Genomic DNA, 25,699 nt, shown 5'->3' with positions numbered 1-25,699 from the left:
GCAGGAGCATCGATGGCATCGTTCACACTGCACGGCATCCCGGTCTCGCGCGGCATCGCCATTGGCCGTGCCCACCTGCTGGCGCCGGCCGCGCTGGACGTCAAGCATTACCTCGTCGCGGAAGAACACGTGGAAGCGGAGGTCGTGCGACTGCAGACGGCGCTGACGGCGGTGCACCGCGAACTGCAGACGCTGTGGAACGAACTGCCGAAGGACGCCCCCACGGAGCTGGGCGCGTTCATCGACGTGCATGCGCTGATCCTGTCGGACCCCATGATTTCGGAAGCGCCGCTCGACATCATCCGCAGCCGCCACTACAACGCGGAATGGGCGCTGGTGACGCAGATCGAGGAACTGTCGGCCCAGTTCGACGAGATCGAGGATGCCTACCTGCGCGAGCGCAAGGTCGACATCCAGCAGGTGGCCGAGCGCGTGCTGAAAGTGCTGATGGGGAGCGAGCCCCTGACGCTGCCGAACGCCGCCAACCCGGGCGACGACGAATTCATGGCGCAGATGGTCGTCATCGCGCACGACATCTCGCCCGCCGACATGCTGAAGTTCCGCGACCGCTCCTTCATCGGCTTCGTCACCGACGTGGGCGGACAGAACTCGCACACGGCGATCGTCGCGCGCAGCCTGGACATCCCGGCCGCCGTCGGCGTGGCGCAGGCGTCCACCTTGATCGAACAGGACGACTGGATCATCATCGACGGCGATGCCGGTGTCGTCATCGTCAGCCCCAGCGCGCTGGTGCTGGAGCAGTACCGCGAACGCCAGCTGGCCGCCCAGCGCGCGCGCAAGAAGCTGTCCAAGCTGAAGAAGACGCCGGCCGTGACGAAGGACGGCACGACGATCACGCTGCTGGCCAATATCGAGCTGCCGGACGACTGCGGCCCGGCGCTGGAAGCGGGCGCCAATGGCGTCGGCCTGTTCCGCTCCGAGTTCCTGTTCATGGGCCGCGCGGCCAACATGCCGTCCGAAGACGAACAGTTCGAGCAGTACCGCCGCGCCGTCGTCGCGATGAAGGGACGTCCGGTGACGATCCGCACGCTCGACATCGGCGCCGACAAGCCGCTCGACCCGACCGAGCACACGGCCTTGAACCCGGCGCTGGGGCTGCGGGCGATCCGCTACTGCCTGTCCGAGCCGCAGCTGTTCCTGACGCAGTTGCGGGCGATCCTGCGCGCATCGGCTTTCGGCAAGGTGCGCATCCTGATCCCGATGCTGGCGCACGCGTTCGAGATCGACCAGTCGCTGGCGATGATCGAGCAGGCCAAGGCGCAACTGCGCGAGACGAATGTCAAGTACGACGCCAGCGTCGAGGTGGGCGCGATGATCGAGATCCCGGCCGCCGCGCTGGCGCTGCCGATGTTCGTGCGCAGGATGGACTTCCTGTCGATCGGTACCAACGACCTGATCCAGTACACGCTGGCGATCGACCGGGTTGATTATGAGGTGGCGCACCTTTACAATCCCCTCCATCCCGCCATACTGCAACTGATTTCGATGACCATAGCCGCCGGCCAGAAGGCCGGTATCGACGTTGCAGTGTGTGGCGAGATGGCGGGCGATACCAAGCTCACGCGCCTGCTGCTTGGCATGGGGCTGCGCGAGTTCTCGATGCACCCGGCGCAGCTGCTCGCCGTGAAGCAGGAAATCCTGAACAGCGACCTGGGCGCGATCGCCCCGCTGACCCGCAAGATACTTCGTTCGACGGACCCGGACGGCATCGCGGATGCCGTGCAGGCCCTGCAGACAAGTTGACTACGTTACGTAGAACCGGTGGCGCCTCCATTGCGGCGTCGCTTCGACGACTGGCCCGTGGGGCCGCAGTACTGTGATCAACCACCCATGTCCTCGATAGGAATCGTCTCGCCGCAAACGATGGCGTTTGCGGAACCCCTGCAGTTGCAGAGCGGCGCCACGCTGCACGACTATCACCTGATGGTCGAAACCTACGGCACCTTGAATGCCGACAAATCCAACGCCGTGCTGGTGTGCCATGCGCTGAACGCCTCGCACCATGTCGCCGGCTACTACGCCGACGACCCGAAGAACGTCGGCTGGTGGGACAATATGGTCGGTCCCGGCAAGCCGCTCGATACCGACAAGTTCTTCGTCATCGGCGTCAACAACCTGGGCTCCTGCTTTGGGTCGACCGGGCCGATGCACGTCAACCCTGCCACCGGCAAGCCATATGGCGCCGCCTTCCCCGTCGTCACGGTGGAGGACTGGGTCAATGCCCAGGCGCGCGTGGCCGACCGCCTGGGCATCGCCCGATTCGCCGCCGTCATGGGCGGCTCGCTGGGCGGCATGCAGGCGCTCGCGTGGAGCATCATGTACCCCGACCGGCTGCGCCACTGCGTCGTCATCGCTTCCACGCCGAAGCTGTCGGCGCAGAACATCGCGTTCAACGACGTGGCGCGCCAGGCCATCCTGACCGATCCGGACTACCGCGGCGGCGACTTCTACGAGCATGGCGTGGTGCCGAAGAACGGCCTCAAGGTGGCGCGGATGATCGGCCATATCACCTACCTGTCCGACGACGACATGGCGGAGAAATTCGGCCGCAAGTTGAGGGACATCGCCCAATCGGGCAGCTACAAGTTCGGCTTCGGCATCGACTTCGAGATCGAATCCTACCTGCGCTACCAGGGCGATAAATTTTCCGAGTACTTCGACGCCAATACCTACCTCCTGATCACGAAGGCGCTGGACTACTTCGATCCGGCGCGCCTGCACGACGGCGACCTGGCCAAGGCGCTGGCGGTCACCAAGGCCAAGTTCTTCCTGGCGTCGTTTACGACCGACTGGCGCTTCTCGCCGGAGCGCTCGCGCGAGATCGTGCAGGCGCTGCTGTGCAACCGGCGCGAGGTCACGTATGCCGAGATCGACGCGCCGCACGGCCATGACGCGTTCCTGCTGGACGATGCGCGCTACCTGAACCTGGTGCGGGCGTACTACGAGCAGGTCTGGAACGAGCTGGCAAGGGAGGCCGCATGACATTCGACGACCTGAAGGCGGCGCGGCCCGACCTGGCGTTCATCGCCCACTGGATCGCCCCGGGCGCGCACGTGCTGGACGTGGGCTGCGGCGACGGCGTGATGATGGAATACCTGCAGAGCGACAAGCGCTGCAGCGGCTACGGCCTGGAACTGGCGGACGACAAGGTGCTGGCCAGCACCCGGCGCGGCGTGCGGGTGATCCAGCAGGACTTCGAGAAGGGCCTGGGCATCTTCGGCGACAACTCGTTCGACACGGTGTTGTGCCTGTCCTCGCTGCAGATGATGCAGCACGTGGAAAACCTCTTGCGCGACATCGTGCGGGTGGGCACGGAGGCGATCGTGTCGTTCCCGAACTTCGCCTACTGGCCGCACCGGGTGGCCCTGCTGCGCGGGCGCATGCCGGTGTCGAAGACGCTGCCGTACCAGTGGTACGACACGCCGAACGTGCGCTGCGCAACCATCGAGGATTTCCGCGAACTGGCCGCCGAGGTGGGGCTGGAAGTGCTGGAATACGTGGCGCTGGCGGAAGGGAAGATCGTCGGTTTCCTGCCCAACCTGCGTGGCGAGCTGGCCGTGTTCCGCCTGCGGAAAAAGGGCGGGCGTTAAGCTGTGATATCGTGTCGCCTGCGGGGCCATTGCCATCATACCAACCCGCATGGACGACTACGATGAACTACTTGAACACGAAAACACGGCACGCGGTTGCCTTCCTCTTCCTGGTGACCACCATGCAGCTGGCGCCGGCCCAGCAGCCTGCGCCGTCGACCGCGCCCGCGGCCGACGGCATTCCCGTCACGCGCCTGTCGCGCCTGCGCTTCTTCAGCGATGAGGAGGCGGTCAACCAGCAGTCGAAACTGCAGTACGACCAGCTGTTGCAGGATGCGAACCAGAAGAACGCGCTGTTCCCCGATGACCACGCGCAGGTGCGGCGCCTGCGCGCCATCGCCAAGCGCATCATCCCGCACGTGGGACGCTGGAATCCGGAGGCGGCCAACTGGAAGTGGGAAGTCAACCTGCTCAATTCCGACCAGGTCAACGCATTCTGCATGCCGGGCGGCCGCATCGCCTTCTACTCCGGCATCCTGACAAAGCTGAACATGACGGACGACGAGGCCGCGATGGTGATGGGCCACGAGATCGCCCACGCGCTGCGCGAGCATGCCCGCAAGCGCCAGGGCGAATCGCAGGTCGCCGCCATCGCCGGCAAGCTGGGTGGCGTGGCCGCTTCCGCATTGTTCGGCATCGATCCGCGCCTGACCGATTTCGGCGGCCGCATGGCGGCGCAGGCGGCCGTGCTGAAGTTCTCGCGCGGCGAGGAAACGGAAGCGGACCTGGTCGGCATCGACCTGGCGGCCCGCGCCGGCTTCGATCCCCGTGCCGGCATCGCCCTGTGGCAGAAGATGGGGGCCGTCAACGCACGCGCACCGATCGAGTTCCTGTCGACGCATCCGAGCGGCGACACCCGCATCGCCGAAATGAACAAGAGCATGCCGCTGGTGCTGCCGGTATATGCGCGCACGCGCGGCACCACCGTCGCCGCATTGCCGGCCTACCGCACGACGCCGCTGCCGAAGTCGTAATGGCGGGTCCGAAGTGGGAGAAGGCGCCGTTGCCGATGCGCGACGGCGTCACGCCCAGCTATCTGTGGCTGCCCGAGGGCGACTGGCCCGACCTGATCACCTTCATGGTGGCGAACTATCCGGCCGTGACGGAAGCGCAGTGGCGCGACCGCATGGCGCGCGGCGACGTCGTCGATGCGAAAGGCACGCCGCTGCGGCCCGAGTCGCCCTACAAGCGCAACCTGCGCATCTTCTACTACCGCGAGCTGGAGCACGAGACGCCGATCCCGTTCGAGGAAGAGGTGCTGTACCAGGACGAGCACATCGTCGTGGCGGACAAGCCGCATTTCCTGCCCACCATCCCGACCGGGCGCTTCGTCAAGGAGACGCTGCTGGTGCGGCTGCGGCGCCGCCTCGGCATCGAGGACCTGGTGCCGATCCACCGGCTGGACCGCGAGACGGCCGGCGTCGTCGTGTTTTCCTGTAATGCCGCCAGCCGCGGCGCCTACCAGTCGCTGTTCCAGAAGCGCCTCGTGCAGAAGGAATACGAGGCGCTGGCCGGCCCGCTGCCGGGGCGGGCGTTCCCGTTCAGCTACGCGAGCCGCATGGTCGAAGGGGACAAGTTCTTCACGATGAAGGAAGTGCCGGGCGAACCGAATTCGGAGACGATGATCGACGTGATCGAGGCGCGCGGTGAGCATGTGCTGTACCGCCTGTGGCCGCACACGGGCCGCCAGCACCAGCTGCGGGTGCACCTGGCGGCGCTGGGCATCCCCATCGTCAACGACGCGTTCTACCCGGTGGCGCTGCCGTGCAAGCAGGACGACGTGTCGCAGCCGTTGAAGCTGCTGGCGCGGGCGATCGGCTTTCCCGATCCGTTGACGGGGGAGTGGCGTTACTTCGAGAGCCGCCGCCAGCTCTAGAAGCTGGGTTCTGTCCCCGCAGGGGACAGACTCCGAAGTTTCCCCTGCATGTCGCTAACCCCGGCGGCAAACTTCGGGGTCAGTCCCAAAGGGACAGGCCCCAACATCTCAGGGGGGCCAGACCCTAGCGCGCGTAATCGATGATCAACGGCGCATGATCCGAAAACTTCTCGTCCTTGTACACCGATACCGTCTGGGCGCAGCCGGCGATGCCGGGCGTGGCGACGTGGTAGTCGATGCGCCAGCCCACGTTCTTCGCATAGGCCTGGCCGCGGTTGCTCCACCATGTGTACTGCTCGGGGCGCGGGTCGAGGCCACGGTGCACGTCCACGTAGCCGCATTCGTCGAACACGCGCGTCAGCCAGGCCCGCTCCTCGGGCAGGAAGCCGGAATTCTTGACGTTGCCCTTCCAGTTCTTCAGGTCGATTTCCTTGTGCGCGATGTTCCAGTCGCCGCAGATGACGACCTCGCGGCCTTCCGCGCGCAGCTCGGCCAGGTGCGGCAGGAACAGGTCCATGAAGCGGAACTTCGCTTCCTGGCGCTCCGGCGACGAGGAGCCGGAGGGGCAGTAGACGGAAATGATCGTCAGGTCGCCGAAGTCGGCGCGCACGTAGCGGCCCTCGGCGTCGAACTCGGGGCTGCCGAAGCCGATCTTCACGGCGTCGGGCGCGATCCGGCTGTAGATGCCCGTGCCGGAATAGCCCTTCTTCTCGGCATAGTGGAAGTGGCCGTGGTAGCCGTGCGGATTGAGGAACTCCGCCGTCATGTCGGCCGCCTGCGCCTTCAGCTCCTGCACGCAGATGAAATCCGCCGACTGCGTGGCCATCCAGTTGAAGAAACCTTTCTTGGCGGCGGAGCGGATGCCATTCAGGTTGGCGGAGATGATTTTTGGCATAGATTAAAATACTGGCACTTTATGAACGAGGACCAGCAATATGAAAAGTTTGAGGCAGGAGTTTATCGCGTTTTCCGTCGAGGCGGGAGTGCTGAAATTCGGCGAGTTCACCACCAAGGCCGGCCGCCAGTCGCCTTATTTCTTCAATGCGGGCCTGTTCCACGACGGCGCCACGCTGGCCCGGCTGGCCGACTTCTACGCGCAGACGCTGCTCGACTCGGGCGTGGCGTTCGACATGCTGTTCGGCCCCGCCTACAAGGGCATCACCTTGGCCTCGGCCACGTCGATGGCGCTGGCCGGCAAGGGCCGCAACACGTCGTTCGCGTATAACCGCAAGGAAGCCAAGGACCACGGCGAAGGCGGCACCCTGGTGGGTGCCAAGCTGCAGGGCAAGGTCGTGATCATCGACGACGTCATCTCCGCCGGCACGTCGGTACGCGAATCGGTCGAGATGATCCGCGCCGCCGGCGCCGAGCCGTGCGCCGTGCTGATCGCGCTGGACCGCATGGAACGGGGCGGCAAGGACGGCCAGCTGTCGGCGCTGTCGGCCGTGCAGGAAGTCAGCCAGAACTACGGCATTCCCGTCATTTCGATCGGCAGCCTGGCCGACCTGTTCGGCTACCTGGCCGCCGATCCGGCGCTGGCGCAGTACAAGGACGCCGTGGCGGCCTACCGCGACCGTTACGGCGTCGCCTGATCGCCCAACGGGGCCGGAATGTGATTAAATGACAGCAACTAATATGACCAACACTTAAAGTCATCATGGAGCTGTCATGAATATCGCATCCCTGAAGGTCTACGGAGACGAACACACGCTGGACGACGTGCGCGACGGCCTGCCCACCGAGCCGCAAGGCACCTGGCGCAAGGGCGACGTGCGCCCCGACGGACGCGTGCGCATCGACTCCGGCTTCTACGTCGACCTGGGCCAGGACGAGAATCCGGACGCGCTGCTGCGCCACCTGCGCGCCTGGCTGCACGAGTGCGAGGCGCGCGGCATCACGTTCGACGTGCCGCCGATCGCCGCCGAACTGCGCATCGCCATCGTCACGGCACAGCCGGGCGAAACGCTGGACTTCTCCATCGCCGACCTGAACCTCCTGGTCAATATGGGCATCACGCTCAGCATCAGCCGGTGACGATGACGGCAGCAAGTGTGCTGGGCCGCCTGCTGCTGACGGCGCTGCTGCTGTTCCTGATCCTGGTGGTGGGTTTCTATTCGCTGTATGCCGGCCTGTTCGCGCTGGACGGCTCCAGCGGCTGGCTCGCGCTGGGCTGCGTCGCCGTCGGCGCCGGCCTGGCATGGCTGATGGGCTGGTGGATCGCGCGGCTGTGGCGGCGCAAGGAAAGAAGGTGACCATGCAGGACAAGCACAAGAACGAACAGGGCAGCGGGGCGGCGAACGCCATCGTGCTGATCGCCAAGGCCGCGCTGACGGTATTGCTGTTTTGCGTGATGGTCGGCGGCGGCGTCTGCGGCATCTGCATCGGCGTGATGGACTTGAACCGGGGCGGCGGCAGCTCGAGCGAGGGCGTGGGTTTGATCTTCTTCACGCTGCTGGGCATTGCCGTGATCGCGTTCATCCTGTGGCTCATGTGGAGCAGGAAGAAGCCTGCGCCATCGGCAGTGCCGCCAGCGGGACCGGAGCAATGACGGGACCGGTCCTGGCGCCCGCCGCCGCGCAGTTCGCCCACCTGCTGTTCGAATGGCTGGGCATCGCGGTCGGGGTGCAGCTGTACCGCTGGCAGCGCCGCCAGGCCGGCCAGCCGGCCATGCTGGAGCGGGGCTCGTTCGGTGTCGTCATCGGCTGCATCCTGGGCGCCGCCATCGGCAACAAGGCCGTGTTCTGGATCGAGATGCCGCAGCTGTGGGCCAGCGCTGCCGTCGACTGGCGCCTGCTGGCCTCGGGCCAGTCCATCGTCGGTGGGCTGCTGGGTGGCCTGATCGGCGTGGAGGTGGCGAAAAAACTGACGGGTATCACGCGCTCGACGGGCGACCAGTTCGTGCTGCCGCTCGTGGCCGGCACCGTCGTCGGGCGCATCGGCTGCTTCCTGGCCGGCCTGCATGACGGCACCTACGGCAATCCTACCGCCCTGCCGTGGGGACTGGACTTCGGCGACGGCGTGCCGCGCCATCCCACGCAGCTGTACGACATGCTGGTGGTGCTGGCGCTGGGCGCCGCGCTGTGGCACTGGCGCCGGCCGCTGGCGCGCCACAGCGGCCTGGCGTTCAAGCTCTACCTGTCGGGCTACCTGTTCTGGCGGCTGTGCGTCGACGGCATCAAGCCGGTCCCGTACGACTATGGGTTCGGACTGTCCGGCATCCAGCTCGTGTGCATCGTGGCGCTGGCGCTATACCTGCCCGGACTGGCGAGACAACTGATGGAGGGCCGCCGCGATGGCGCCGAACAGTATTCCCGCTAGACGCAACACGCGTGCCGTAGTGCTGCTGGTCAGCCTGATGCTGATTGGCGGCACCGGGTGCCTGACGATGCATGCCATCGACAGCGTGCAGCGGGCCAACCGCGAACGCGCGACCGACCGCAGGCTGCAGCAGGAGCGCGACGCGCGCGTGGCTGCCGCCGCCGGCAGGGTTGCGGCCGGCGATCCACAGGCGATGACGAACGTGGCAATGGACCTGATGGACAACAAGCGGTTTTCCGGTCCCGACTGGGAGCGCCCGCTGGCCCTCTTGGAGCAAGCCGCCGGCAAGGGCTACGGTCCGGCCCAGGCCGTGCTGGGCGAGTTGCTGTTGTCCGGCCGCTGGCAGGGACGGTACTTCGTCTATCACCAGTTGCCGGGCGGGGCACGCATCGCTCGCGGGGTGGAGCTCTTGAAGCAGGCGACGACCCGGGGTTGCACGTTCGGCTCGCAGGGGACCGATGAGCCCCAGTTCAACGTGGATCCCGCCGCCAGATTGGTCGAGCATTTCGAGCGCATCAAGGACGCCGGGCAGGCAAGACTGTGGCGCGCGCGTCCTTTCGTGCACTGCAGGGCGCCGAATGATGCCGAAGTCTTCAACGCCCGGTATGGCCATGGCACCCCGGAGCAGCGCCAGCGCGCGCTGGCACTGGCGCTGCTGGCCAACGACGACAACCTCGTGGCCGACGTCCGCAAGGGACTCGCGCCGTCGGACTTCGCCGCGGCCGAACAGGGCGCCGCCGAACTGCGCCGCCTCGTCGCCGCATCCGAACAACACTATCCGGCGCCGCCGCGCACCAACAAAGAATGAGCCGCAAAACCCGCCCCTACCTGTTCTACGACACCACGACCTCCGTCTGCTCCACCTGCCTGCACCCCGTCGAAGCGAAGATCCTGTTCAAGGACGACAAGGTCTACATGGACAAGTGGTGCGGCGCCCACGGCACCGAGCGCGTGCTGGTCAGCGACGACGTCGAATACTACCGCCTGTGCCGCGAAGTCTTCGTCAAGCATCCCGAGATGCCGCAGCTGTTCAACACGAAGATGGAATACGGCTGTCCCTACGACTGCGGCCTGTGTCCCGATCACATGCAGCACTCGTGCCTGTCGGTGGTCGAGATCACCGACAACTGCAACCTGAACTGCCCCGTGTGCTATGCGGAGAGCGGCACGCACCGCGAGCGCCACAAGCCGTTCGAGGAGGTGCTGCGCATGCTCGATGCGGTCGTCGCCAACGAGGGGGAAGCGGACGTGATGCAGCTGTCCGGCGGCGAGCCCACGCTGCATCCGCAGTTCTGGGAGATCCTCGACGCGGCCAAGGCCCGTCCCATCAAGCACGTGATGGTCAATACCAACGGCATCGTGCTGGCGCAGGACAAGGCCTTCGTCCAGCGCCTGGCCGGCTACGCGCCGGGGATCGAGGTCTACCTGCAGTTCGATTCGCTGCGGGCCGAGGTGCACCGCGAACTGCGCGGGGCCGACCTGTCGCGCATCCGCCGGCAGGCGCTGGACAACCTGAACGAAGCCGGCCTGTCGACGACGCTGGTGGTCACGCTGAAAAAAGGCCTGAACGACGACGAGATCGGTACGATCATCGACTTCGCGCTGCAGCAGCCGTGCGTGCGTGGCGTGACGCTGCAGCCGATCCAGGATGCCGGCCGGGTGCAGGACTACGATCCGCGCCTGCACCGGCTGACGGTGTCGGAAATCCGCCGCAAGATCGCCGAGCAGAGCGACCTGTTCACTTTGCAGGACGTCGTGCCGGTGCCCTGCAATCCGGATACGCTGGCGATGGCCTACGCCATCAAGACCCCCGAGCGCACCGTGCCGCTGACGCGCTGGCTCGACCCGCAGACGCTGGTCGAAGGCAGCGGCAACACGATCGTGTTCGAACGCGACGACGCGCTGCGGGGCGCCGTCAAGGACCAGGTGTTCAAGCTGTTCTCCACCAATCACTCGCCGGAGTCGCAGGCCAACTGCCTGTCCGAACTGATGTGCTGCCTGCCGCTCGTCAGCGCGCCCGACACGCTGCGCTACGATAACGTGTTCCGCGTGCTGATCGTGCAGTTCATGGACGCTTACTCGCTGGACGTGCGGGCGCTGAAGAAGTCGTGCATCCACTTCGCCCAGCCGGATGGCAAGATGGTGCCGTTCGAGAGCTACAACCTGCTGTACCGCGACAGCCGCAGGCTGGACACGATCCGCACCAGCATCGCGGCGCAGTTCGCGCAGCGCCATGGCGTGACCGGCAAGCCGGCGACCATTCCCATCCACGCGCTGCCGCAGGACTGAAGCCCCATGCAATTTTCCGAAGACCGTATCGACTCGTTTGCCGGCCGCGCCGGCGCCATGCGCACGATCCACATCTGGGAGCCGGCGCAGCCGCCCCGTGCCGTGCTGCTGGCGCTGCACGGCGGCATGGCCCACGCGGGCGACTGGGTCACTGCTGCGCTGCACTGGCGCGCGCACGGCTTCGCCACGGCCGCCTACGACCTGTGCGGCCATGGCCAGGGCGTGCGTGCCGACATTCCCGACTTCGACATCTTCCTGGAGGAGTCGGCGCTGTTCCTGGACTGGGTCCGCAGCGCCTGGCCCGGCGTGCCGGTATTCGTCGCCGGCCATTCGATGGGCGGCCTGATCGCGACGAAGCTGGGTCTGCAACTGCCGCCCGGCGCCGTGACCGGGTTCGTGCTGTCGTCGCCGTACTACGTCAACGCGATCCGCGTGGCGGCGCCGCTGCGTGCCGCCGGCGCCATGCTGGAACGGCTGGCACCGACGATGAAGGTGCCGCTGGCGTCGCTGACCGACGTGCTGACGCACGATGCCGCCATCACGGCGCGCCACCATCGCGACGAGGCCAGCGGCGTGCGCGCCAGCGAGATCTCGGTGCGGTTCGGCCAGGCGCTGCAGCGCGCACAGCGGGGCCTGACGCTGGCCGGCTGGGCCCATCCGCTGTACGTGGTGCTGGCGGGCGACGACCGGCTGGCCGATACCGCCGCCAGCCAGCGCCTGCTGGGCGATGTGCCGGCGCACCTGCTGACCTGCCGCGTGGAGCCGGCCAACTATCACGAGAACTTCAACGAGACCAACCGGAACGCCATCTTTACCGACATCGTGGCCTGGCTGGAGGCGCGGCTGGGCAGCCAATGACCCACTGACCAGCTGCTGACCCGCACGTGGTAACCGTGGGTTAGCCAGAGCACATTGCGTGCGTCCCTTCTTCGCTACCATCGGCGCATCCCATTGACCGCCAACGAAGGAGCTCAGCATGGATTCGATCAATCGCAACCAGCCCGAAGACAACCACCGCGACCTGTCCGGCGCGAAGGCCATCCGCCAGATCAAGGACATCGTCGACGCCGCCAAGAGCTGCTTTTTCGTGACCGCCCACGGCGTGCGCCCGATGTCGGTGCAGAAGGTCGACGACGGCGGCAACCTGTGGTTCCTCAGCGCGAACGACAGCCACAAGGACGAAGACATCGCCGCCAACCCGACCGTGCGCTTGTACTTCCAGGGCTCGCCTCACTCGCATTTCCTGTACCTGGACGGCCTGGCCTCGCTGTCGCGCGACCCGTCCAAGATCCACGAGCTGTGGAGCCCGGAACTGAAGACCTGGTTCACGGAAGGGGAGAACGACCCCCGCATCGACGTCATCAAAGTGGCGCCGACCGCGGGCTACTACTGGGACACCAAGCACGGCAACCTGGTCTCGGGCATGAAGATCATGGTCGGCGCGGCGATCGGCGTGACCCTGGACGATTCCATCGAGGGCACCATCCAGCCCTGATCGGTGGCGGCACTACGGCCGGCGCACCGTGGCCTGGAACGTCGGCAGTTGCCACAACCAGAATGGGAACAGCCGGCCGCACTGGCCCGTGATCCAGCTGTACGTAACGACGAAGTCGCGGCCGTCCCATACCCGCTCGGTACCGCTGCCGCACTCCGGCGATGCCGCGATGCTGCGCAGCTTCTCGCCGTGCAGTTGGGTTACGTCGTCGGCCACCAGCCGCGGTGCGTAAGGCGGTGCGGCGTTGACGATCCAGTAGGCCCTGATGGTCTCGCGCGACCCGCTGTGGCACACGGCCTCGGCCAGCAGCTTGCCATGGCCGAGTGGACCCACCTGCAGTTGCGGACGGGTGCCTGGCGCCAGTCCCTCGCAGCCCGCGGCAAACGGGTCCCGGCGCAGCGCCGCGGCCAGCGCGAAAAGCTGGGGCGCGGGAGGGAAGTGCAGCAGGGGCAGGGGTTGCGCCAGCACGAGCGGCGCGGCAGGGGCCGGCGGCACGGTCGCTTCCGGCCGGTCGCCCTTACGGCTGGCCGCGCCCGGTGTGCCGAGGCGCCCCTGTACCTCGTCCATCTTCAGCAGCATGGCCGCGGCGCCGGCATCCGACACGGTCCACGTGCGGTTGCCTTGGGTGAGCGTCACCTTGCCATCCTTGCCGGGCAGCGCCTGCAGCAGCGCATCGGCCTGCGCGCGCGACAGGGCCGCGCTGGCGGGATCGCCCGCCAGCGTGACGGTACCGGCGTCGCGGCCGCCGATGGCCAGCCGCCCCGGCCCCGGCACGGCCGTTTCCGCCTCGTTGATGAACAGCTGCGCCTGCACGGCCTCGCCGGGGCCCGCCTTGCGGCTCAGGAACAGGGCGACGGGCGCGCTGATACCGTCGGGGGCGTTGTAGCCGAGCGCGCGGCAGGTGCGCGTGTTGTCGCACATCAGTTGCCAGTCGCGGTATTCGAAGTTGAGACGGTAGGGCGCCGCGGCGGCCAGGCTTGCGATTCCCCATGCCACGAGCGTCACTGGCGCGGTGACGAGCCGATGCCGCTGCATGGTCATTTCGCCTTGCGCACGACGGTGACCAGCGTGGGCAGGTTCCACGGCCCGCCCGGCGCGACGAGCCGGCACATGCCCGAGGTTTCGGCCAGTGTCTGGACGAACCGGCTGCCGTCCCACGTCCATTGCTCGCGGCTGCCGCAGTCGCCCAGGCCACGGCCCTTCTGCGCCGCCGTGATGGTGCCGTTGGCGTAGCCGGACGCCTGGTCCGTCACCAGTTCGGGCGCGTACGGCGGCTGCGTGTTGATGACCCAGTAGGCGAAGCCCGCGTTGTAGGCGCCCGTCCAGCACTGCGTGGAGACGAGCAGCTTGCCGGGGGCCAGCTTCTCGACCTCCAGCTCCGCCTTGCCATGGGTGGCGAGACCCTCGCACTCGCCGTCCTCGAAGCCCTTGCGCAGCTCGGCCAGCAGCGGCTTGACGGCATCGCGCGGCAGGCCGGCCTTGCCCTTCTGTACGGGCGCGGCGACGATGACGGTCGGGGGCAGGGCGGGCAGCACGCTGTCTTCCGGCTTGGTGCCCTTGCGCACCAGGGCACCCGGCGTGCCGACGCGGCCCTGGAACTCGTCCATCTTCAGCAGCACCGCCGTGGCGCCGGCGCCGGACAAGGTCCAGCTGCCGCCCCGGTTGCTCCAGCGCGGCGTGCCCGTTTTCGTCAGCGCCTCGATCAGCGCCTCGGTCTGCTGCGGCGACAGCGTGGCCGTCATGGTGCGCGGATCGATGCGCACGGTGCCCAGCGCCCGTGCATCGATCTTCATCGTCGTGACGCCGGCCTTGGCGGCATTGGCGCCGACATCCTCGGTGTAGGAACCCAGCTGTACCTGCGCCGTGACGGGCTCGCCCGGCCCGGCCTTGCGCGTCAGCAGGACGGAGACGGCGGCGTCCTCCTTGTCCTCGACGTGGTAGCCGGCGGCGCGGCACGTACGCGTGTTATCGCACGACAGTTCCCAGTCCTTGTGGTTGAAGCCGATGTCGGGCGGCTCGGCGGCTTGGGCGGGGCCGGCGAGGCAGGCCGCGGCCAGCGGGATCAGGGTCTTGCGCATTCGCCCTCCGCGTAAGAATACGTTCGTCAATGTCATCAATGTCTCAACCAGTGCTGCGGGCGTGTGCCGTGGTTGCAAAAGCGGCAAGCCAGACGCCGGGGACCGCATCTTACTCACCAAACCGGTTCCGGAATCTCCCCAAAAGTCACGAATGACACTTTTGTGACAAGAAAAGCCAAAAAAAAAGGACGCCTGCGCGTCCTTTTCATGATGCCTGGCGCGCTCAGCCCGCCAGCTTGGCCTTCAGCAGCTCCGTCAGCTGGGCCGGATTGGCCTGGCCCTTCGAGGCCTTCATGGCCTGGCCGATCAGCGCGTTGATGGCCGCTTCCTTGCCGGCGCGGTACTGCTCGACCGACTTGGCGTTGTTGGCGATGACGTCGTTGACGATCGCTTCCAGCGCGCCCGTGTCGGAGATCTGCTTCAAGCCCTTCTCGGCGATGATCGCATCGACCGCGCCGGCGTCGTCCGAACCGGCTTCCCACAGCGCGGCAAAGACCTTCTTGGCCGCCGCGTTGGAGATGGTGCCGTCGGCGATGCGCTTGAGCATGGCGCCCAGTTGCGCCGGCGTGACGGGCGCGTCGGCGATGTCGACGTCGTTGCGGTTCAGCGTGGACGACACGTCGCCCATCAGCCAGTTGGCGGCCGCCTTGGCGTGTTCCTGGCCCGCGGCCGCGACGACCGCTTCGAAGTAGCTGGCCATCGCCTTGGACGACGTCAGCACCAGCGAGTCGTATTCGGGCAGCTTGTACTCGCCCACGAAGCGCTCGCGCATGACGGCCGGCAGTTCCGGCATGGCCGCCTTGACGCGCTCGATCCACTCCGGCGAGATCGCCAGCGGCGGCAGGTCGGGGTCGGGGAAGTAGCGGTAGTCCTGGGCGTCTTCCTTGCTGCGCATTTCGCGCGTTTCCTTGCGATCCGGGTCGTACAGGCGGGTGGCCTGCACGACCTTGCCGCCATCCTCGATCAGTTCGATCTGGCGGCGCACTTCGACGTTGACGGCTTCCTCGATGAAGCGGAACGAGTTCAGGTTCTTGATCTCGCAGCGGGTGCCGAATTCCTTCTGGCCCTTCGGCCGCACGGAGACGTTGACGTCGCAACGGAACGAGCCTTCCTGCATGTTGCCGTCGCAGACGCCCAGCCACATGACGAGGCCGTGGAGAGCTTTGGCGTACGCCACGGCTTCCTGCGCGCTGCGGATTTCCGGTTCGGAGACGATCTCCAGCAACGGCGTGCCGGCCCGATTGAGGTCGATGCCGGACATGCCGTGGTAGTCCTCGTGCAGCGACTTACCCGCGTCCTCTTCCAGGTGCGCGCGCGTCAGGTTGACGGCCTTCGTGACGAACTTGCCGTCCTTCTCGTAGCCGAACGTCAGCGAGCCGCCCTGCACGACCGGGTCGTCCATCTGGCTGATCTGGTAGCCCTTCGGCAGGTCGGGGTAAAAATAGTTCTTGCGCGCGAAGATCGAGCGCGGCGCGATCTTCGCGCCCACGGCCAGGCCGAAGCGGATCGCGCGGTCGACGGCTTGCTTGTTCATCACGGGCAGCACGCCCGGCAGGGCCAGGTCGACGGGGCTGGCCTGCGTGTTCGGCTCGGCGCCGAACGCGGTCGGCGAGCCGCTGAAAATCTTGGAGTCGGTCGTGAGCTGCACGTGGTTCTCGAGACCGATGACGACTTCCCATTCCATAATATTCTTCCTCTTTCTTCCGCTGGAAAAACGGTGACAGTCACCGTTTTCCAGCGTGTCGGTATAGTGCCGGTGTCAGACAGCCATTTTCCTGCGAAAAACGGTGTCGGATACGCGGGGTGTCAGGTGGCGGGAGCCTGCTGGTGCCATGCGGTCGCTTGCTGGAACTGGTGCGCCACGTTCAGGAGCTTCGCTTCGCCGAAGTAATTGCCGATGATCTGCAGGCCCACGGGACGCTTGCCGTTCTTCTCGCCCTGTCCGAAGCCGCACGGGATCGACATGCCGGGCAGGCCGGCCAGGCTGGTGGAGAGCGTGAAGATGTCGGCCAGGTAGTTGGCGACGGGATCGTCGGCCTTCGAGCCCAGGTCCCATGCCACCGTCGGCGCGACCGGGCCCATGATGACGTCGCATACCGCGTCCGGCCCGGACAGCACGTTGGCGAAGTCCTGCGCGATCTTGCGGCGGATGCGCTGGGCCTTCAGGTAGTAGGCATCGTAGTAGCCGTGGCACAGCACGTAGGTACCGACCATGATGCGGCGCTGCACCTCGGGGCCGAAGCCCTGGCCGCGCGTCTTCTTGTACATGTCCTGCAGGTCCTTGTAGCCCTCGGCGCGGAAGCCGTAGCGCACGCCGTCGAAGCGCGACAGGTTGGACGATGCCTCGGCCGGCGCGATCATGTAGTAGGCCGGGATCGACAGGGCGGTGTTCGGCAGCGAGATGTCCACCAGCGTGGCGCCCAGCTTGACGAACTGGTCGAGCGCCGCGCGCACGGCCGTCTCGACGTCCTTGGCCAGGCCTTCGCCGAAGTATTCCTTGGGCACGCCGATGCGCAGGCCCGTCAACGGTTCGTTCAGGTTGCGGCTGAAGTCCTCGTGCACGCCGCCCTGTTCCGGCGCGAGGCTGGTCGCGTCGCGTTCGTCGTAGCCTGCCATGGCGGACAGCAGCAGGGCGCAGTCCTCGGCGGTCTGCGCCATCGGGCCGCCCTGGTCCAGGGAGGAGGCGAACGCGATCATGCCGAAGCGCGACACGCGGCCATACGTCGGCTTGATGCCGGTGATGCCGCAGAACGAGGCGGGCTGGCGGATCGAGCCGCCGGTGTCGGTGCCCGTCACGGCCGGGGCCAGGCGCGCGGCCACGGCAGCCGCGGAGCCGCCCGAGGAACCGCCCGGCACGGCCGTCTTGTCCCAGGGGTTCCTGACGGCGCCGAACGCGGAATTCTCGTTCGACGAGCCCATCGCGAATTCGTCGCAATTGAGTTTGCCAAGGTGCACCATGCCGGCCGCATGCAACTTTTCGACGACAGTGGCGTCGAACGGGCTGACGTAGTTGGCCAGCATCTTCGAGCCCGCGGTGGAGCGCCAGTTGCGCGTGACGAAGATATCCTTGTGGGCGATCGGCACGCCGGTCAGCGGGTGGGCATTGCCGGCGGCCAGGCGCGCATCGGCGTCGGCCGCCTGTGCCAGCGTGAGGGCGCGGTCGACGTGCAGGAAGGCGTTCAGGTCGGAAGCTTCGATGCGGTCGAGGAAATGCGTCGCCAGTTCGGTGGCGGAAATCTCCTTCGCCTGCAGCAGCGTGGACAGCTCTTTGATGGTCTTGTTGTGCATGGTGTGGTGGGGAAGCCGTGCTTGTGGCAGGCGTCCCGCTAAGCTAGGGTTGACGGGCGGGCGTGAGCGGCGGTCAGTCGATGACCTTGGGCACGAGGTACAGGCCGTCTTCGGTCTTCGGCGCCACCTGCTGGTAGTCGTCGCGGCGGTTCGGCTCGGTCGGCACGTCCTCGCGCAGCCGCAGCGCCACGTCCATGTGGGCGGCCAGCGGGTGCGACAGGGGGGCGACGCCTTCCGTATCGACGGCCTGCATCTGTTCGGCCAGCGCGAAGATGCCATTCAGCTTGTCCAGCATGGCGGCGGAGTGCTGCTCGTCCATTTCCAGCTGGGCGAGGTGGGCAATGCGTTTTACGTCGGAGAGTGTCAGGGACATGGCTGGGAGCGCAGTGCGCGTTTGATTGTTGTATCGATATGGCTTTTATAAAATCGGCTATCTCGCTGTTAAAACCCTGCCAATAACGTGCAAAACAACGGTTGTATGCACGCACGTTTGGGTGGATTTAGGGCAAATAGCCTTTAAATTATAAGGTAGAATGGCGGGTTGATGCGTTGCTGGCGCTCCAAGGGCTGCGTCACCGCCTCTCCCAGGACACTTTGAACAACTGCCCACGCGCGGGCATAGCGCTACAGGATACTCATGTTTGGTTTTTTACGCAGGTACATCTCGTCGGATCTGGCCATCGACCTCGGCACGGCAAACACCCTCATTTACGTGCGCGGCTCCGGCATCGTCCTTGACGAACCCTCCGTCGTCGCGATCCGCCAGGAAGGCGGCCCGAACGGCAAGAAGACCATCCAGGCAGTCGGCAAGGAAGCCAAGCAGATGCTGGGCAAGGTGCCCGGCAACATCGAGGCGATCCGCCCGATGAAGGATGGCGTGATCGCCGACTTCACCGTCACCGAGCAGATGCTCAAGCAGTTCATCCGCATGGTGCACGACTCCAAGTTCTTCCGTCCTTCCCCCCGCATCATCATCTGCGTGCCGTGCGGTTCGACCCAGGTCGAGCGCCGCGCGATCCGCGAATCGGCGCTGGGCGCCGGTGCCTCCCAGGTCTACCTGATCGAAGAACCGATGGCCGCCGCGATCGGTGCCGGCCTGCCGGTCTCGGATGCCACCGGCTCGATGGTCGTCGACATCGGCGGTGGCACGACCGAAGTGGGCATCATTTCGCTGGGCGGCATGGTCTACAAGGGTTCCGTGCGGGTGGGCGGCGACAAGTTCGACGAAGCGATCGTCAACTACATCCGCCGCAACTACGGCATGCTGATCGGCGAACAGACGGCCGAAGCGATCAAGAAGGCCATCGGCTCCGCGTTCCCCGGTTCCGAAGTGAAGGAAATGGAAGTCAAGGGCCGCAACCTGTCCGAAGGCATTCCCCGTTCGTTCACGATCTCGTCGAACGAGATCCTGGAAGCGCTGACCGACCCGCTGAACAATATCGTCTCCGCCGTCAAGAACGCGCTGGAACAGACCCCGCCGGAACTGGGCGCCGACATCGCCGAGAAGGGCATGATGCTGACGGGTGGCGGCGCGCTGCTGCGCGACCTGGATCGCCTGCTGATGGAGGAGACTGGCCTGCCGGTGCTGGTGGCGGAAGACCCGCTGACGTGCGTCGTGCGCGGTTCGGGCATGGCGCTGGAGCGCATGGACCAGCTGGGTTCCATCTTCTCCTACGAGTAAGCATTAGCAAACAGGGCGGCGCAAGCCGCCCTTGTTTCAGGGTCTATGGAATACAGTCCACCGCCACTCTTCAAGCAAGGCGCGTCGGCGCGCGCCAAGATGATGGTCTTCGCGTGCATCTCGATTGCACTGCTGCTGGTCGACGCCCGCTTCAATGCGCTGACCGTCGCGCGCCAGGTGGCCGGGACGGTGCTGTATCCGGTGCAGGTCGTGGCCATGCTGCCGCGCGACGCGCTGATCGGCATGGGCAATTACTTCTCCTCGCTGTCCGCCCTGGAAAAACAGGTGCGCGACCTGAAGCAGCAGCAGATCGCCATGGCGCAGACGCTGCAGCAGGCGCAGCGCACCCAGGCCGAGAACAACCAGCTGAGGAAGTTGCTGGAAGCGCGCGAGAAACTGCCCGGCAAGACGATGCTGGGCGAAATCCTGTACGACGCCCGTGACGTCTTCACGCGCAAGGTGATCCTCGACCGCGGCAGCCAGCAGGGCGTCAAGGCCGGCCTGCCCGTGATCGACAACCAGGGCGTGGTCGGCCAGGTCACGCGGGTGTTCCCGTTCACATCCGAGGTCACGCTGCTGACCGACAAGGAGCAGGCCATTCCCGTGCAGGTACTGCGCAACGGCCTGCGCAGCGTGGCCTACGGCCGCGGCCAGTCCGGCAACCTGGACCTGCGCTTCATGGAACCGAATGCCGACGTCGTCGTCGGCGACATCCTCGTCACCTCCGGCCTCGACGGCATTTACCCGGCGGGCCTTGCCGTGGCGCGCGTGACGCAGGTGGAGAACAACGCCAACGGCGCCTTTGGCCGCATCGTCTGCCAGCCCCTGGCCGGCATCCAGCGCAATACGCAGCTGCTGATCCTGATGTCGCTGCCGGAGATGCCGCCGCGACCGGCCGAAGAGGAAGTCGCCAAGCCGGCAAAGAAGAAAAAGGAAGGCAAGGACGCGAAAGACGCCAAGGACGCGGCTGCCGCGCCGGCCGCCGCCCCGGCCGCACGAGCGCCCGCCACGGGCACACCCGCCGCGCCTGCGCCTGCAGCGGCTGTCACCGTCCCGCCCGCGGCCCGGCCCGCGCCGGACGCCCGTATGCCAGCCGTCCAGGAGACACGATGAACCGTCCCCAATATATCCTGCTGCCCGTCAGCCCGTTGTTCATTGCGTTCAGCCTGCTGATCGCATTCCTCCTCAACCTGCTGCCGTGGGGCCGCTTCATCGGCGCGCCCGATTTCGTCGCGCTCGGCCTCGTGTTCTGGGGCGTGCACCAGCCACGCAAGGTGGGCATCGGCACGGCGTTCTGCCTGGGCCTCCTGATGGACGTGCACGACGCCACGCTGCTGGGGGAAAACGCGCTGGCCTACACGCTGCTGTCGTACTTCGCCATCATGATGCACCGCCGCGTGCTGTGGTTCCCCATCATGACGCAGGCGATGCACGTGCTGCCGCTGCTGCTCCTGGCGCAGGCCGTGCAACTGCTGGTGCGCTTTGTCGTCACGGGCAAGTTCCCCGGCTGGTTCTATTTCGTCGAAAGCTTCGTGTCGGCCATCCTGTGGCCTGTCGTCACGATGCTGCTGCTGGCGCCGCAACGACGCTCGGTGGATAAAGACCACACCCGTCCCATCTGAGCGGCGTCGCAATGACCGAGTTGAAGAACAACGAACGCGAACTGTACCTGTTCAAGGTACGGTTGTCGTTGCTGGGCGCGTTGGTGTTCCTGTGCTTTTCCGCGCTGCTGGCCCGCTTCGTCTGGCTGCAGGTGATCAAGCACAGCGACTACGCGGCGCAGGCCGAGGACAACCGCATCGCCATCGTGCCGATCATGCCGAACCGCGGGCTGATCCTGGACCGCAACGGCGTCGTCCTGGCACGCAACTACTCGGCCTACACGCTGGAGATCACGCCATCGAAGCTGCGCATTCCGCTCGAGGAGATGATCGGGCAGCTGTCCGCGCTCGTCGAGGTGACGCCGAAGGACCGCCGCCGTTTCAAGAAGCTCCTGGAGGAGTCGAAGAACTTCGCCAGCGTGCCGCTGCGAACCCGCCTGACGGACGAGGAAGTGGCGCGCTTCACGGCGAACCGCTTCCGCTTCCCCGGCGTGGAAGTGCAGGCGCGCCTGTTCCGCAATTACCCGCTGGGCGAGACCGCCTCGCACGTGATCGGCTATATCGGTCGCATCAACCAGGCCGAGGCCAAGGTGCTGGAGACCGCGGAGGATGCGGCCAACTACAACGGCACCGACTACATCGGCAAGGAAGGCCTGGAGAAGAGCTACGAGCGGCGCCTGCACGGCGTCACCGGCTACGAGGAGGTCGAAGTGTCGGCCGGCGGGCGCGCCATCCGCACGCTGTCGCGCACGGCGCCGACGCCGGGCAGCAACCTGATCCTGTCGATCGACGTCGAGCTGCAGAAGATCGCCGAGGAAGCGTTCGGCGAATGGCGCGGTGCGCTGGTGGCGATCGAGCCGGAGACGGGCGACGTGCTGGCCTACGTGTCGCGCCCGGGCTACGACCCCAACCTGTTCGTCGACGGCATCGACTCGCAGAGCTGGAACGAACTGAATACGTCGCTGGACCGCCCGATGGTGAACCGGCCGCTGTCCGGCACCTATGCGCCCGGCTCCACCTTCAAGCCGTTCATGGCGCTGGCCGCGCTGGAGCTGGGCAAGCGCACGCCCAGCCAGGCCATCGCCGATCCAGGCTACATGTACCTCGGCAATCACAAGTTCCGCGACGATAAGGTGGGCGGCCACGGCACGGTCGACCTGCGCAAGTCGATCGTCGTGTCCTGCAATACCTATTATTACCAGCTGGGCAGGGAGATGGGGATCGATTCGATCCACGACTTCATGAAGCCGTTCGGCTTCGGCCAGAAGACGGGTATCGACCTGGAAAACGAGAAGACGGGCGTGCTGCCGTCGCAGGAATGGAAGCGGGCACGCTACAAGAAGAATCCCGCCGCCGGGCGCTGGGTCGGGGGCGACACCATCTCCATCAGCAACGGCTCCGGCTACAACTCGTACACGCCGCTGCAGATCGCGCACGCGGTGGCCAACCTGGTCAACAACGGCATCGTCATGAAGCCGCACCTGGTCAAGATCATCGAGGACGGCGGTACCAGGGCACGCACGCTGACGGTGCCCAAGGAAAGCTACCGCATCCCGCTGCAGCAGAAGAATATCGACATCATCAAGGACGCGATGGTGGGGGTGACGAGCGAACCGGGCGGCACCGCCTACGGCATCTTCAAGAACGTCGGCTATACGGTGGGCGGCAAGACCGGTACCGCGCAGGTGGTCGGCATCAAGGCCAACGAGAAGTACAATGCGGCCTCGCTGGCCGAACGCCTGCGCGACAACTCGCTGTTCACGGCGTTCGCGCCGGCCGACAAGCCGAAGATCGTGCTGGCGATGGTGGTGGAGAACGCCGGCTTCGGCGCCGCCGTCGCGGCGCCGATCGCCCGGAAGGTGCTGGACTACTGGCTGCTGGGCAAACGGCCGACGGAAAAGGAAACGACGCCGGTGCCGAAGGAGGATGCCGAGGTGCTGGCGCCGGTCGAAGGCCCGGTGGCGGAGGAGGAGGCCGCGGCGGCGCTGGAGCAGCGCGCCGCGCAGCAAGGCGCCGGCGCCGTCGGCGTGGCTGCCACCGCGGCCCCGGTGCCGGCTGGCGTGACGAACCCCCGCAAGCCGGCGGCGCCCGCTGCCAATGCGAGCCCGGGGCTGATCCCGCAGCGGCCCAAGCCCCAGGCGGCACCGAAACCATCGCAACCGAACGCGCCCGTGACGCCGCCCTCGCAGCAGCCGGCGCCGTCGGCCGTGCTGCCGGCGCGGCCGGCCGCGCGCGCGCCAGTGCAGCAGGCGTCGCCGCCGCTGCCGCCGCGGAACAAGGAATAGGGGAGAGTAAGCATGCGCATCAATGAACGACGCTCGCTGTGGCGCCGCGTGCGCCCGTACGTGACGGTGTTCGACCCGGCCCTGACGACGGTGCTGATCGTGCTGCTGACCACCAGCCTGATCACCCTGTACTCGGCCAGCATCGGCATTCCCGGCAAGATCGAGGACCACCTGCGCAACATCGCCATGTCGTTTTTCGTCATGTGGGTGGTGGCGAACCTGTCGCCGCAGCAGATGATGCGGATCGCGCTGCCGGCGTACGTGGTGACGGTGCTGCTGCTGGTGGCGGTCGCGCTGGTCGGCACGATCAAGCTGGGCGCGCGGCGCTGGCTGCACATCGGCGTGATCGACATCCAGCCTTCCGAGTTCGCCAAGCTGGCCGTGCCGCTGATGCTGGCATGGTTCTTCCAGCACCAGCAGGGCCACTTGCGCTGGCACACCTATGCCATCGGCGCGCTGCTGCTGTTGCTGCCCGTGTTCCTGGTCGCGCGCCAGCCCGACCTGGGTACGGCGCTGCTCGTCGTGGCCGCTGGATTCACCGTGATCTACCTGGCCGGACTGCCGTGGAAGGCGATGCTGGGCCTGGCGGTCGCGGGCGCTGCCAGCATGCCGGTGGCCTGGTCGATGCTGCACGACTACCAGCGCGAACGCGTGATGACGTTGATCGACCCTACCACGGACCCGCTGGGCAAGGGTTTCCACATCCTGCAGTCGATCATCGCGATCGGCTCGGGCGGCATCACAGGCAAGGGCTGGACGCGCGGCACGCAGGCCCACCTGGAGTTCGTCCCGGAGCGCACCACCGACTTCATCTTCGCCGTCTACTCCGAGGAATTCGGGCTGGCCGGCAACCTGTTCCTGATGCTGCTGTATCTGCTGCTGATCGGGCGCGGCCTGATGATCACGGCCAATGCCCCCAATTTCTTTACCCGCCTGCTGGCGGGCGCCACCACGATGATCTTCTTTACCTATGCATTCGTTAACATGGGGATGGTGAGCGGTATCCTGCCCGTCGTGGGCGTACCGCTGCCGTTCATGAGCTATGGCGGCACGGCCGCACTGACCCTGGGTGTCGCCTCCGGCATCCTGATGAGCATCCAGCGCAACCGCAAGCTGGTACAGACATGACGGCGCACGTGTTCCATCGCGCCGGCGCCTGCACCCTGCTGGCGGCCCTGCTGGCGCTGGCCGGCTGCGGCAGCAATCCCATCGTCGCCTCGCTGCCGGGCGCACCGAAGGTCAAGCCGCACAAGCGCGAGCCGGGGGTGCCGGACCTGCCCCCCGCCGGTTCCGGCCGCGGCGGCTACTACAAGGACGACGGCCCCGGCGACGATCCGCCGCCGAACCTGATGCAGACGCCGGATGCGGAAGTACGCAACGATCCGCCGCTGCCCCGTTCGAACCGGCCCTACGTCGTATTCGGCAAGACCTATACGCCGATCCCGAACGACCAGCCGTTTACGCAGCGCGGCATGGGCACGTGGTACGGCAAGAAGTTCCATGGCCAGCGCACGTCGTCCGGCGAACTGTACGATATGTACAAGATGTCGGCCGCCCATCCGACCTTGCCGATCCCGTCGTATGCGCGGGTGACGAACCTGAACACGGGCAAGACGGTGATCGTGCGGGTCAACGACCGTGGCCCGTTCCATTCCAGCCGCGTCATCGACGTGTCCTACACGGCCGCGCTGAAACTGGGCCTGCTGGGCAACGGCAGCAGCCAGCTGGAAGTGACGCGCATCATGCCGGACGAGATCGAGCGCATGGTGGCGGCGCGCAAGGCGGGCACGTTGATCGCGGCCATCGAAGGCCTGCCGGTCGCGCCGCCGGGGACGGTGCCGGTGCTGTCCGCGACGACGGGCCCGGACGACATCGAGAACTTCCTGCTGGCGCGCGACGCTGCGCCGGACCGCGCCGCGCCGGGCCCCGGCGGGTTCTACCTGCAGCTGGGCGCCTATTCGCGCGAGGAAAGCGCCGCCACGATGCGCGAGCGGCTCGCCAGCGCCACGCGCGGCAGCGACTACGAGGTGGTGCAGGCCGGCACGCTGTACCGCCTGTACGGCGGGCCGTTCGGCAGCCGCGAGGAAGCAGCCAACGCTGCGGCCCGGCTGCCGCCGGCGCTGCGCTTGAAGCCCTTGATCGTGCAGCGGCAGGTCAATTGAGCGTTCAGGTAACAG

The 25,699-nt window shown here is 66.6% G+C and carries 26 protein-coding genes; 20 read left to right on the top strand and 6 right to left on the bottom strand.

Annotated elements, in window-relative coordinates; translation table 11 throughout:
• Positions 1–12: 12 nt before the first annotated feature.
• From ptsP to PX653_RS16840, 5 genes are all read left to right on the top strand, one after another.
• Positions 13–1,764, top strand: a complete 1,752-nt coding sequence (gene ptsP / locus PX653_RS16860) for a phosphoenolpyruvate--protein phosphotransferase (RefSeq protein ID WP_277413920.1) — start codon at positions 13–15, stop codon at positions 1,762–1,764.
• A gap of 120 nt (positions 1,765–1,884) precedes the next feature.
• Positions 1,885–3,003: a homoserine O-succinyltransferase MetX gene (gene metX, locus PX653_RS16855; protein WP_371876479.1), complete on the top strand. Its 1,119-nt coding sequence runs from the start codon at positions 1,885–1,887 to the stop codon at positions 3,001–3,003.
• The gene (metW, locus tag PX653_RS16850) at positions 3,000–3,611 is read left to right on the top strand and encodes a methionine biosynthesis protein MetW (protein ID WP_277413918.1); all 612 of its coding nucleotides are present in this window, start codon (positions 3,000–3,002) and stop codon (positions 3,609–3,611) included. The genes metX and metW overlap by 4 nt, the downstream gene beginning before the upstream one ends.
• A 62-nt stretch (positions 3,612–3,673) precedes the next feature.
• Positions 3,674–4,585 carry a M48 family metallopeptidase gene (locus PX653_RS16845; RefSeq protein ID WP_277413917.1) on the top strand — a complete coding sequence of 304 codons (912 nt, stop codon included), beginning with the start codon at positions 3,674–3,676 and terminating at the stop codon, positions 4,583–4,585.
• Positions 4,585–5,487: a pseudouridine synthase gene (locus tag PX653_RS16840; protein ID WP_277413916.1), complete on the top strand. Its 903-nt coding sequence runs from the start codon at positions 4,585–4,587 to the stop codon at positions 5,485–5,487. Before PX653_RS16845 ends, PX653_RS16840 begins: the two co-directional genes overlap by 1 nt.
• 124 nt (positions 5,488–5,611) lie before the next feature.
• On the opposite strand, the gene PX653_RS16835 is transcribed toward PX653_RS16840, so the two are convergent.
• Positions 5,612–6,382 carry an exodeoxyribonuclease III gene (locus PX653_RS16835; protein WP_277413915.1) on the bottom strand — a complete coding sequence of 257 codons (771 nt, stop codon included), beginning with the start codon at positions 6,380–6,382 and terminating at the stop codon, positions 5,612–5,614.
• 40 nt (positions 6,383–6,422) lie between these two features.
• Here PX653_RS16835 and pyrE point away from each other — a divergent pair, with 40 nt between their 5' ends.
• The 9 genes from pyrE (at position 6,423) to PX653_RS16790 (ending at position 12,589) form a co-directional block, all read left to right on the top strand.
• Positions 6,423–7,079, top strand: a complete 657-nt coding sequence (gene pyrE, locus PX653_RS16830) for an orotate phosphoribosyltransferase (protein WP_277413914.1) — start codon at positions 6,423–6,425, stop codon at positions 7,077–7,079.
• 76 nt (positions 7,080–7,155) lie between these two features.
• Positions 7,156–7,521: a DUF4279 domain-containing protein gene (locus tag PX653_RS16825; RefSeq protein ID WP_277413913.1), complete on the top strand. Its 366-nt coding sequence runs from the start codon at positions 7,156–7,158 to the stop codon at positions 7,519–7,521.
• A gap of 2 nt (positions 7,522–7,523) precedes the next feature.
• Positions 7,524–7,739 carry a hypothetical protein gene (locus PX653_RS16820; protein ID WP_277413912.1) on the top strand — a complete coding sequence of 72 codons (216 nt, stop codon included), beginning with the start codon at positions 7,524–7,526 and terminating at the stop codon, positions 7,737–7,739.
• The gene (locus tag PX653_RS16815) at positions 7,736–8,035 is read left to right on the top strand and encodes a hypothetical protein (protein WP_277413911.1); all 300 of its coding nucleotides are present in this window, start codon (positions 7,736–7,738) and stop codon (positions 8,033–8,035) included. The genes PX653_RS16820 and PX653_RS16815 overlap by 4 nt, the downstream gene beginning before the upstream one ends.
• Entirely contained in the window at positions 8,032–8,805 is a 774-nt protein-coding gene (locus PX653_RS16810) for a prolipoprotein diacylglyceryl transferase (protein ID WP_277413910.1), read from the top strand. The genes PX653_RS16815 and PX653_RS16810 overlap by 4 nt, the downstream gene beginning before the upstream one ends.
• Positions 8,780–9,613 carry a hypothetical protein gene (locus PX653_RS16805; protein WP_277413909.1) on the top strand — a complete coding sequence of 278 codons (834 nt, stop codon included), beginning with the start codon at positions 8,780–8,782 and terminating at the stop codon, positions 9,611–9,613. Before PX653_RS16810 ends, PX653_RS16805 begins: the two co-directional genes overlap by 26 nt.
• Positions 9,610–11,094, top strand: a complete 1,485-nt coding sequence (locus PX653_RS16800) for a radical SAM protein (RefSeq protein ID WP_277413908.1) — start codon at positions 9,610–9,612, stop codon at positions 11,092–11,094. The genes PX653_RS16805 and PX653_RS16800 overlap by 4 nt, the downstream gene beginning before the upstream one ends.
• 6 nt (positions 11,095–11,100) lie before the next feature.
• Positions 11,101–11,952: an alpha/beta fold hydrolase gene (locus PX653_RS16795; RefSeq protein ID WP_277413907.1), complete on the top strand. Its 852-nt coding sequence runs from the start codon at positions 11,101–11,103 to the stop codon at positions 11,950–11,952.
• A 118-nt stretch (positions 11,953–12,070) separates the two neighbouring features.
• Positions 12,071–12,589, top strand: a complete 519-nt coding sequence (locus PX653_RS16790) for a pyridoxamine 5'-phosphate oxidase family protein (RefSeq protein ID WP_277413906.1) — start codon at positions 12,071–12,073, stop codon at positions 12,587–12,589.
• A 12-nt stretch (positions 12,590–12,601) separates the two neighbouring features.
• Here the strand turns inward: PX653_RS16790 and PX653_RS16785 are convergent, their stop codons facing one another.
• The 5 genes from PX653_RS16785 to gatC all read right to left on the bottom strand — a co-directional run bounded on the left by PX653_RS16785 (position 12,602) and on the right by gatC (position 18,328).
• Positions 12,602–13,624 carry a DUF1176 domain-containing protein gene (locus PX653_RS16785; protein ID WP_277413905.1) on the bottom strand — a complete coding sequence of 341 codons (1,023 nt, stop codon included), beginning with the start codon at positions 13,622–13,624 and terminating at the stop codon, positions 12,602–12,604.
• Between the two features lie 2 nt (positions 13,625–13,626).
• A complete protein-coding gene (locus tag PX653_RS16780) occupies positions 13,627–14,667 on the bottom strand; it encodes a DUF1176 domain-containing protein (protein ID WP_277413904.1) in 1,041 nt (346 codons plus the stop codon).
• A 223-nt stretch (positions 14,668–14,890) separates the two neighbouring features.
• A complete protein-coding gene (gene gatB, locus PX653_RS16775) occupies positions 14,891–16,351 on the bottom strand; it encodes an Asp-tRNA(Asn)/Glu-tRNA(Gln) amidotransferase subunit GatB (protein ID WP_277413903.1) in 1,461 nt (486 codons plus the stop codon).
• Positions 16,352–16,473: 122 nt separating this feature from the next.
• Positions 16,474–17,955 (bottom strand): Asp-tRNA(Asn)/Glu-tRNA(Gln) amidotransferase subunit GatA, encoded by a 1,482-nt coding sequence (gene gatA / locus PX653_RS16770; RefSeq protein WP_277413902.1) that lies wholly within the window; start codon positions 17,953–17,955, stop codon positions 16,474–16,476.
• Between the two features lie 73 nt (positions 17,956–18,028).
• A complete protein-coding gene (gene gatC, locus PX653_RS16765; protein WP_107140723.1) occupies positions 18,029–18,328 on the bottom strand; it encodes an Asp-tRNA(Asn)/Glu-tRNA(Gln) amidotransferase subunit GatC in 300 nt (99 codons plus the stop codon).
• A gap of 264 nt (positions 18,329–18,592) precedes the next feature.
• Here gatC and PX653_RS16760 point away from each other — a divergent pair, with 264 nt between their 5' ends.
• From PX653_RS16760 to PX653_RS16735, 6 genes are read left to right on the top strand one after another with little or no spacing between them, the layout of a single operon-like run.
• The gene (locus tag PX653_RS16760; RefSeq protein WP_050409489.1) at positions 18,593–19,636 is read left to right on the top strand and encodes a rod shape-determining protein; all 1,044 of its coding nucleotides are present in this window, start codon (positions 18,593–18,595) and stop codon (positions 19,634–19,636) included.
• Between the two features lie 45 nt (positions 19,637–19,681).
• Positions 19,682–20,749, top strand: coding sequence for a rod shape-determining protein MreC (mreC, locus tag PX653_RS16755; RefSeq protein WP_277413901.1), 1,068 nt, complete (start codon positions 19,682–19,684; stop codon positions 20,747–20,749).
• Positions 20,746–21,258: a rod shape-determining protein MreD gene (gene mreD, locus PX653_RS16750; protein WP_277413900.1), complete on the top strand. Its 513-nt coding sequence runs from the start codon at positions 20,746–20,748 to the stop codon at positions 21,256–21,258. Before mreC ends, mreD begins: the two co-directional genes overlap by 4 nt.
• A gap of 11 nt (positions 21,259–21,269) precedes the next feature.
• Positions 21,270–23,522, top strand: coding sequence for a penicillin-binding protein 2 (gene mrdA / locus PX653_RS16745; protein ID WP_277413899.1), 2,253 nt, complete (start codon positions 21,270–21,272; stop codon positions 23,520–23,522).
• Between the two features lie 12 nt (positions 23,523–23,534).
• On the top strand, positions 23,535–24,650 hold the full coding sequence (gene rodA / locus PX653_RS16740) for a rod shape-determining protein RodA (RefSeq protein WP_277413898.1): 1,116 nt from the start codon (positions 23,535–23,537) through the stop codon (positions 24,648–24,650).
• The gene (locus tag PX653_RS16735; RefSeq protein WP_277413897.1) at positions 24,647–25,684 is read left to right on the top strand and encodes a septal ring lytic transglycosylase RlpA family protein; all 1,038 of its coding nucleotides are present in this window, start codon (positions 24,647–24,649) and stop codon (positions 25,682–25,684) included. Before rodA ends, PX653_RS16735 begins: the two co-directional genes overlap by 4 nt.
• Positions 25,685–25,699: the final 15 nt, after the last annotated feature.

The sequence above is a fragment of the Pseudoduganella chitinolytica genome (assembly GCF_029028125.1).
Lineage (GTDB): Bacteria > Pseudomonadota > Gammaproteobacteria > Burkholderiales > Burkholderiaceae_D > Rugamonas > Rugamonas chitinolytica.
This window is presented reverse-complemented; position numbering and strand designations above follow the sequence as displayed.

Bases quoted from the DNA above. Each gene is read 5' to 3' on its own strand.
- ptsP (WP_277413920.1), top strand. From the start codon at position 13: ATGGCATCGTTCACACTGCACGGCATCCCGGTCTCGCGCGGCATCGCC.
- PX653_RS16835 (WP_277413915.1), bottom strand. From the start codon at position 6,382: ATGCCAAAAATCATCTCCGCCAACCTGAATGGCATCCGCTCCGCCGCC.
- PX653_RS16845 (WP_277413917.1), top strand. From the start codon at position 3,674: ATGAACTACTTGAACACGAAAACACGGCACGCGGTTGCCTTCCTCTTC.
- PX653_RS16840 (WP_277413916.1), top strand. From the start codon at position 4,585: ATGGCGGGTCCGAAGTGGGAGAAGGCGCCGTTGCCGATGCGCGACGGC.
- PX653_RS16810 (WP_277413910.1), top strand. From the start codon at position 8,032: ATGACGGGACCGGTCCTGGCGCCCGCCGCCGCGCAGTTCGCCCACCTG.
- PX653_RS16795 (WP_277413907.1), top strand. From the start codon at position 11,101: ATGCAATTTTCCGAAGACCGTATCGACTCGTTTGCCGGCCGCGCCGGC.
- PX653_RS16735 (WP_277413897.1), top strand. From the start codon at position 24,647: ATGACGGCGCACGTGTTCCATCGCGCCGGCGCCTGCACCCTGCTGGCG.
- mreD (WP_277413900.1), top strand. From the start codon at position 20,746: ATGAACCGTCCCCAATATATCCTGCTGCCCGTCAGCCCGTTGTTCATT.
- rodA (WP_277413898.1), top strand. From the start codon at position 23,535: ATGCGCATCAATGAACGACGCTCGCTGTGGCGCCGCGTGCGCCCGTAC.
- PX653_RS16800 (WP_277413908.1), top strand. From the start codon at position 9,610: ATGAGCCGCAAAACCCGCCCCTACCTGTTCTACGACACCACGACCTCC.
- metX (WP_371876479.1), top strand. From the start codon at position 1,885: ATGGCGTTTGCGGAACCCCTGCAGTTGCAGAGCGGCGCCACGCTGCAC.
- mrdA (WP_277413899.1), top strand. From the start codon at position 21,270: ATGACCGAGTTGAAGAACAACGAACGCGAACTGTACCTGTTCAAGGTA.
- PX653_RS16785 (WP_277413905.1), bottom strand. From the start codon at position 13,624: ATGCAGCGGCATCGGCTCGTCACCGCGCCAGTGACGCTCGTGGCATGG.
- PX653_RS16825 (WP_277413913.1), top strand. From the start codon at position 7,156: ATGAATATCGCATCCCTGAAGGTCTACGGAGACGAACACACGCTGGAC.
- mreC (WP_277413901.1), top strand. From the start codon at position 19,682: ATGGAATACAGTCCACCGCCACTCTTCAAGCAAGGCGCGTCGGCGCGC.
- pyrE (WP_277413914.1), top strand. From the start codon at position 6,423: ATGAAAAGTTTGAGGCAGGAGTTTATCGCGTTTTCCGTCGAGGCGGGA.
- gatB (WP_277413903.1), bottom strand. From the start codon at position 16,351: ATGGAATGGGAAGTCGTCATCGGTCTCGAGAACCACGTGCAGCTCACG.
- PX653_RS16820 (WP_277413912.1), top strand. From the start codon at position 7,524: ATGACGGCAGCAAGTGTGCTGGGCCGCCTGCTGCTGACGGCGCTGCTG.
- metW (WP_277413918.1), top strand. From the start codon at position 3,000: ATGACATTCGACGACCTGAAGGCGGCGCGGCCCGACCTGGCGTTCATC.
- gatC (WP_107140723.1), bottom strand. From the start codon at position 18,328: ATGTCCCTGACACTCTCCGACGTAAAACGCATTGCCCACCTCGCCCAG.
- PX653_RS16780 (WP_277413904.1), bottom strand. From the start codon at position 14,667: ATGCGCAAGACCCTGATCCCGCTGGCCGCGGCCTGCCTCGCCGGCCCC.
- gatA (WP_277413902.1), bottom strand. From the start codon at position 17,955: ATGCACAACAAGACCATCAAAGAGCTGTCCACGCTGCTGCAGGCGAAG.
- PX653_RS16790 (WP_277413906.1), top strand. From the start codon at position 12,071: ATGGATTCGATCAATCGCAACCAGCCCGAAGACAACCACCGCGACCTG.
- PX653_RS16760 (WP_050409489.1), top strand. From the start codon at position 18,593: ATGTTTGGTTTTTTACGCAGGTACATCTCGTCGGATCTGGCCATCGAC.
- PX653_RS16805 (WP_277413909.1), top strand. From the start codon at position 8,780: ATGGCGCCGAACAGTATTCCCGCTAGACGCAACACGCGTGCCGTAGTG.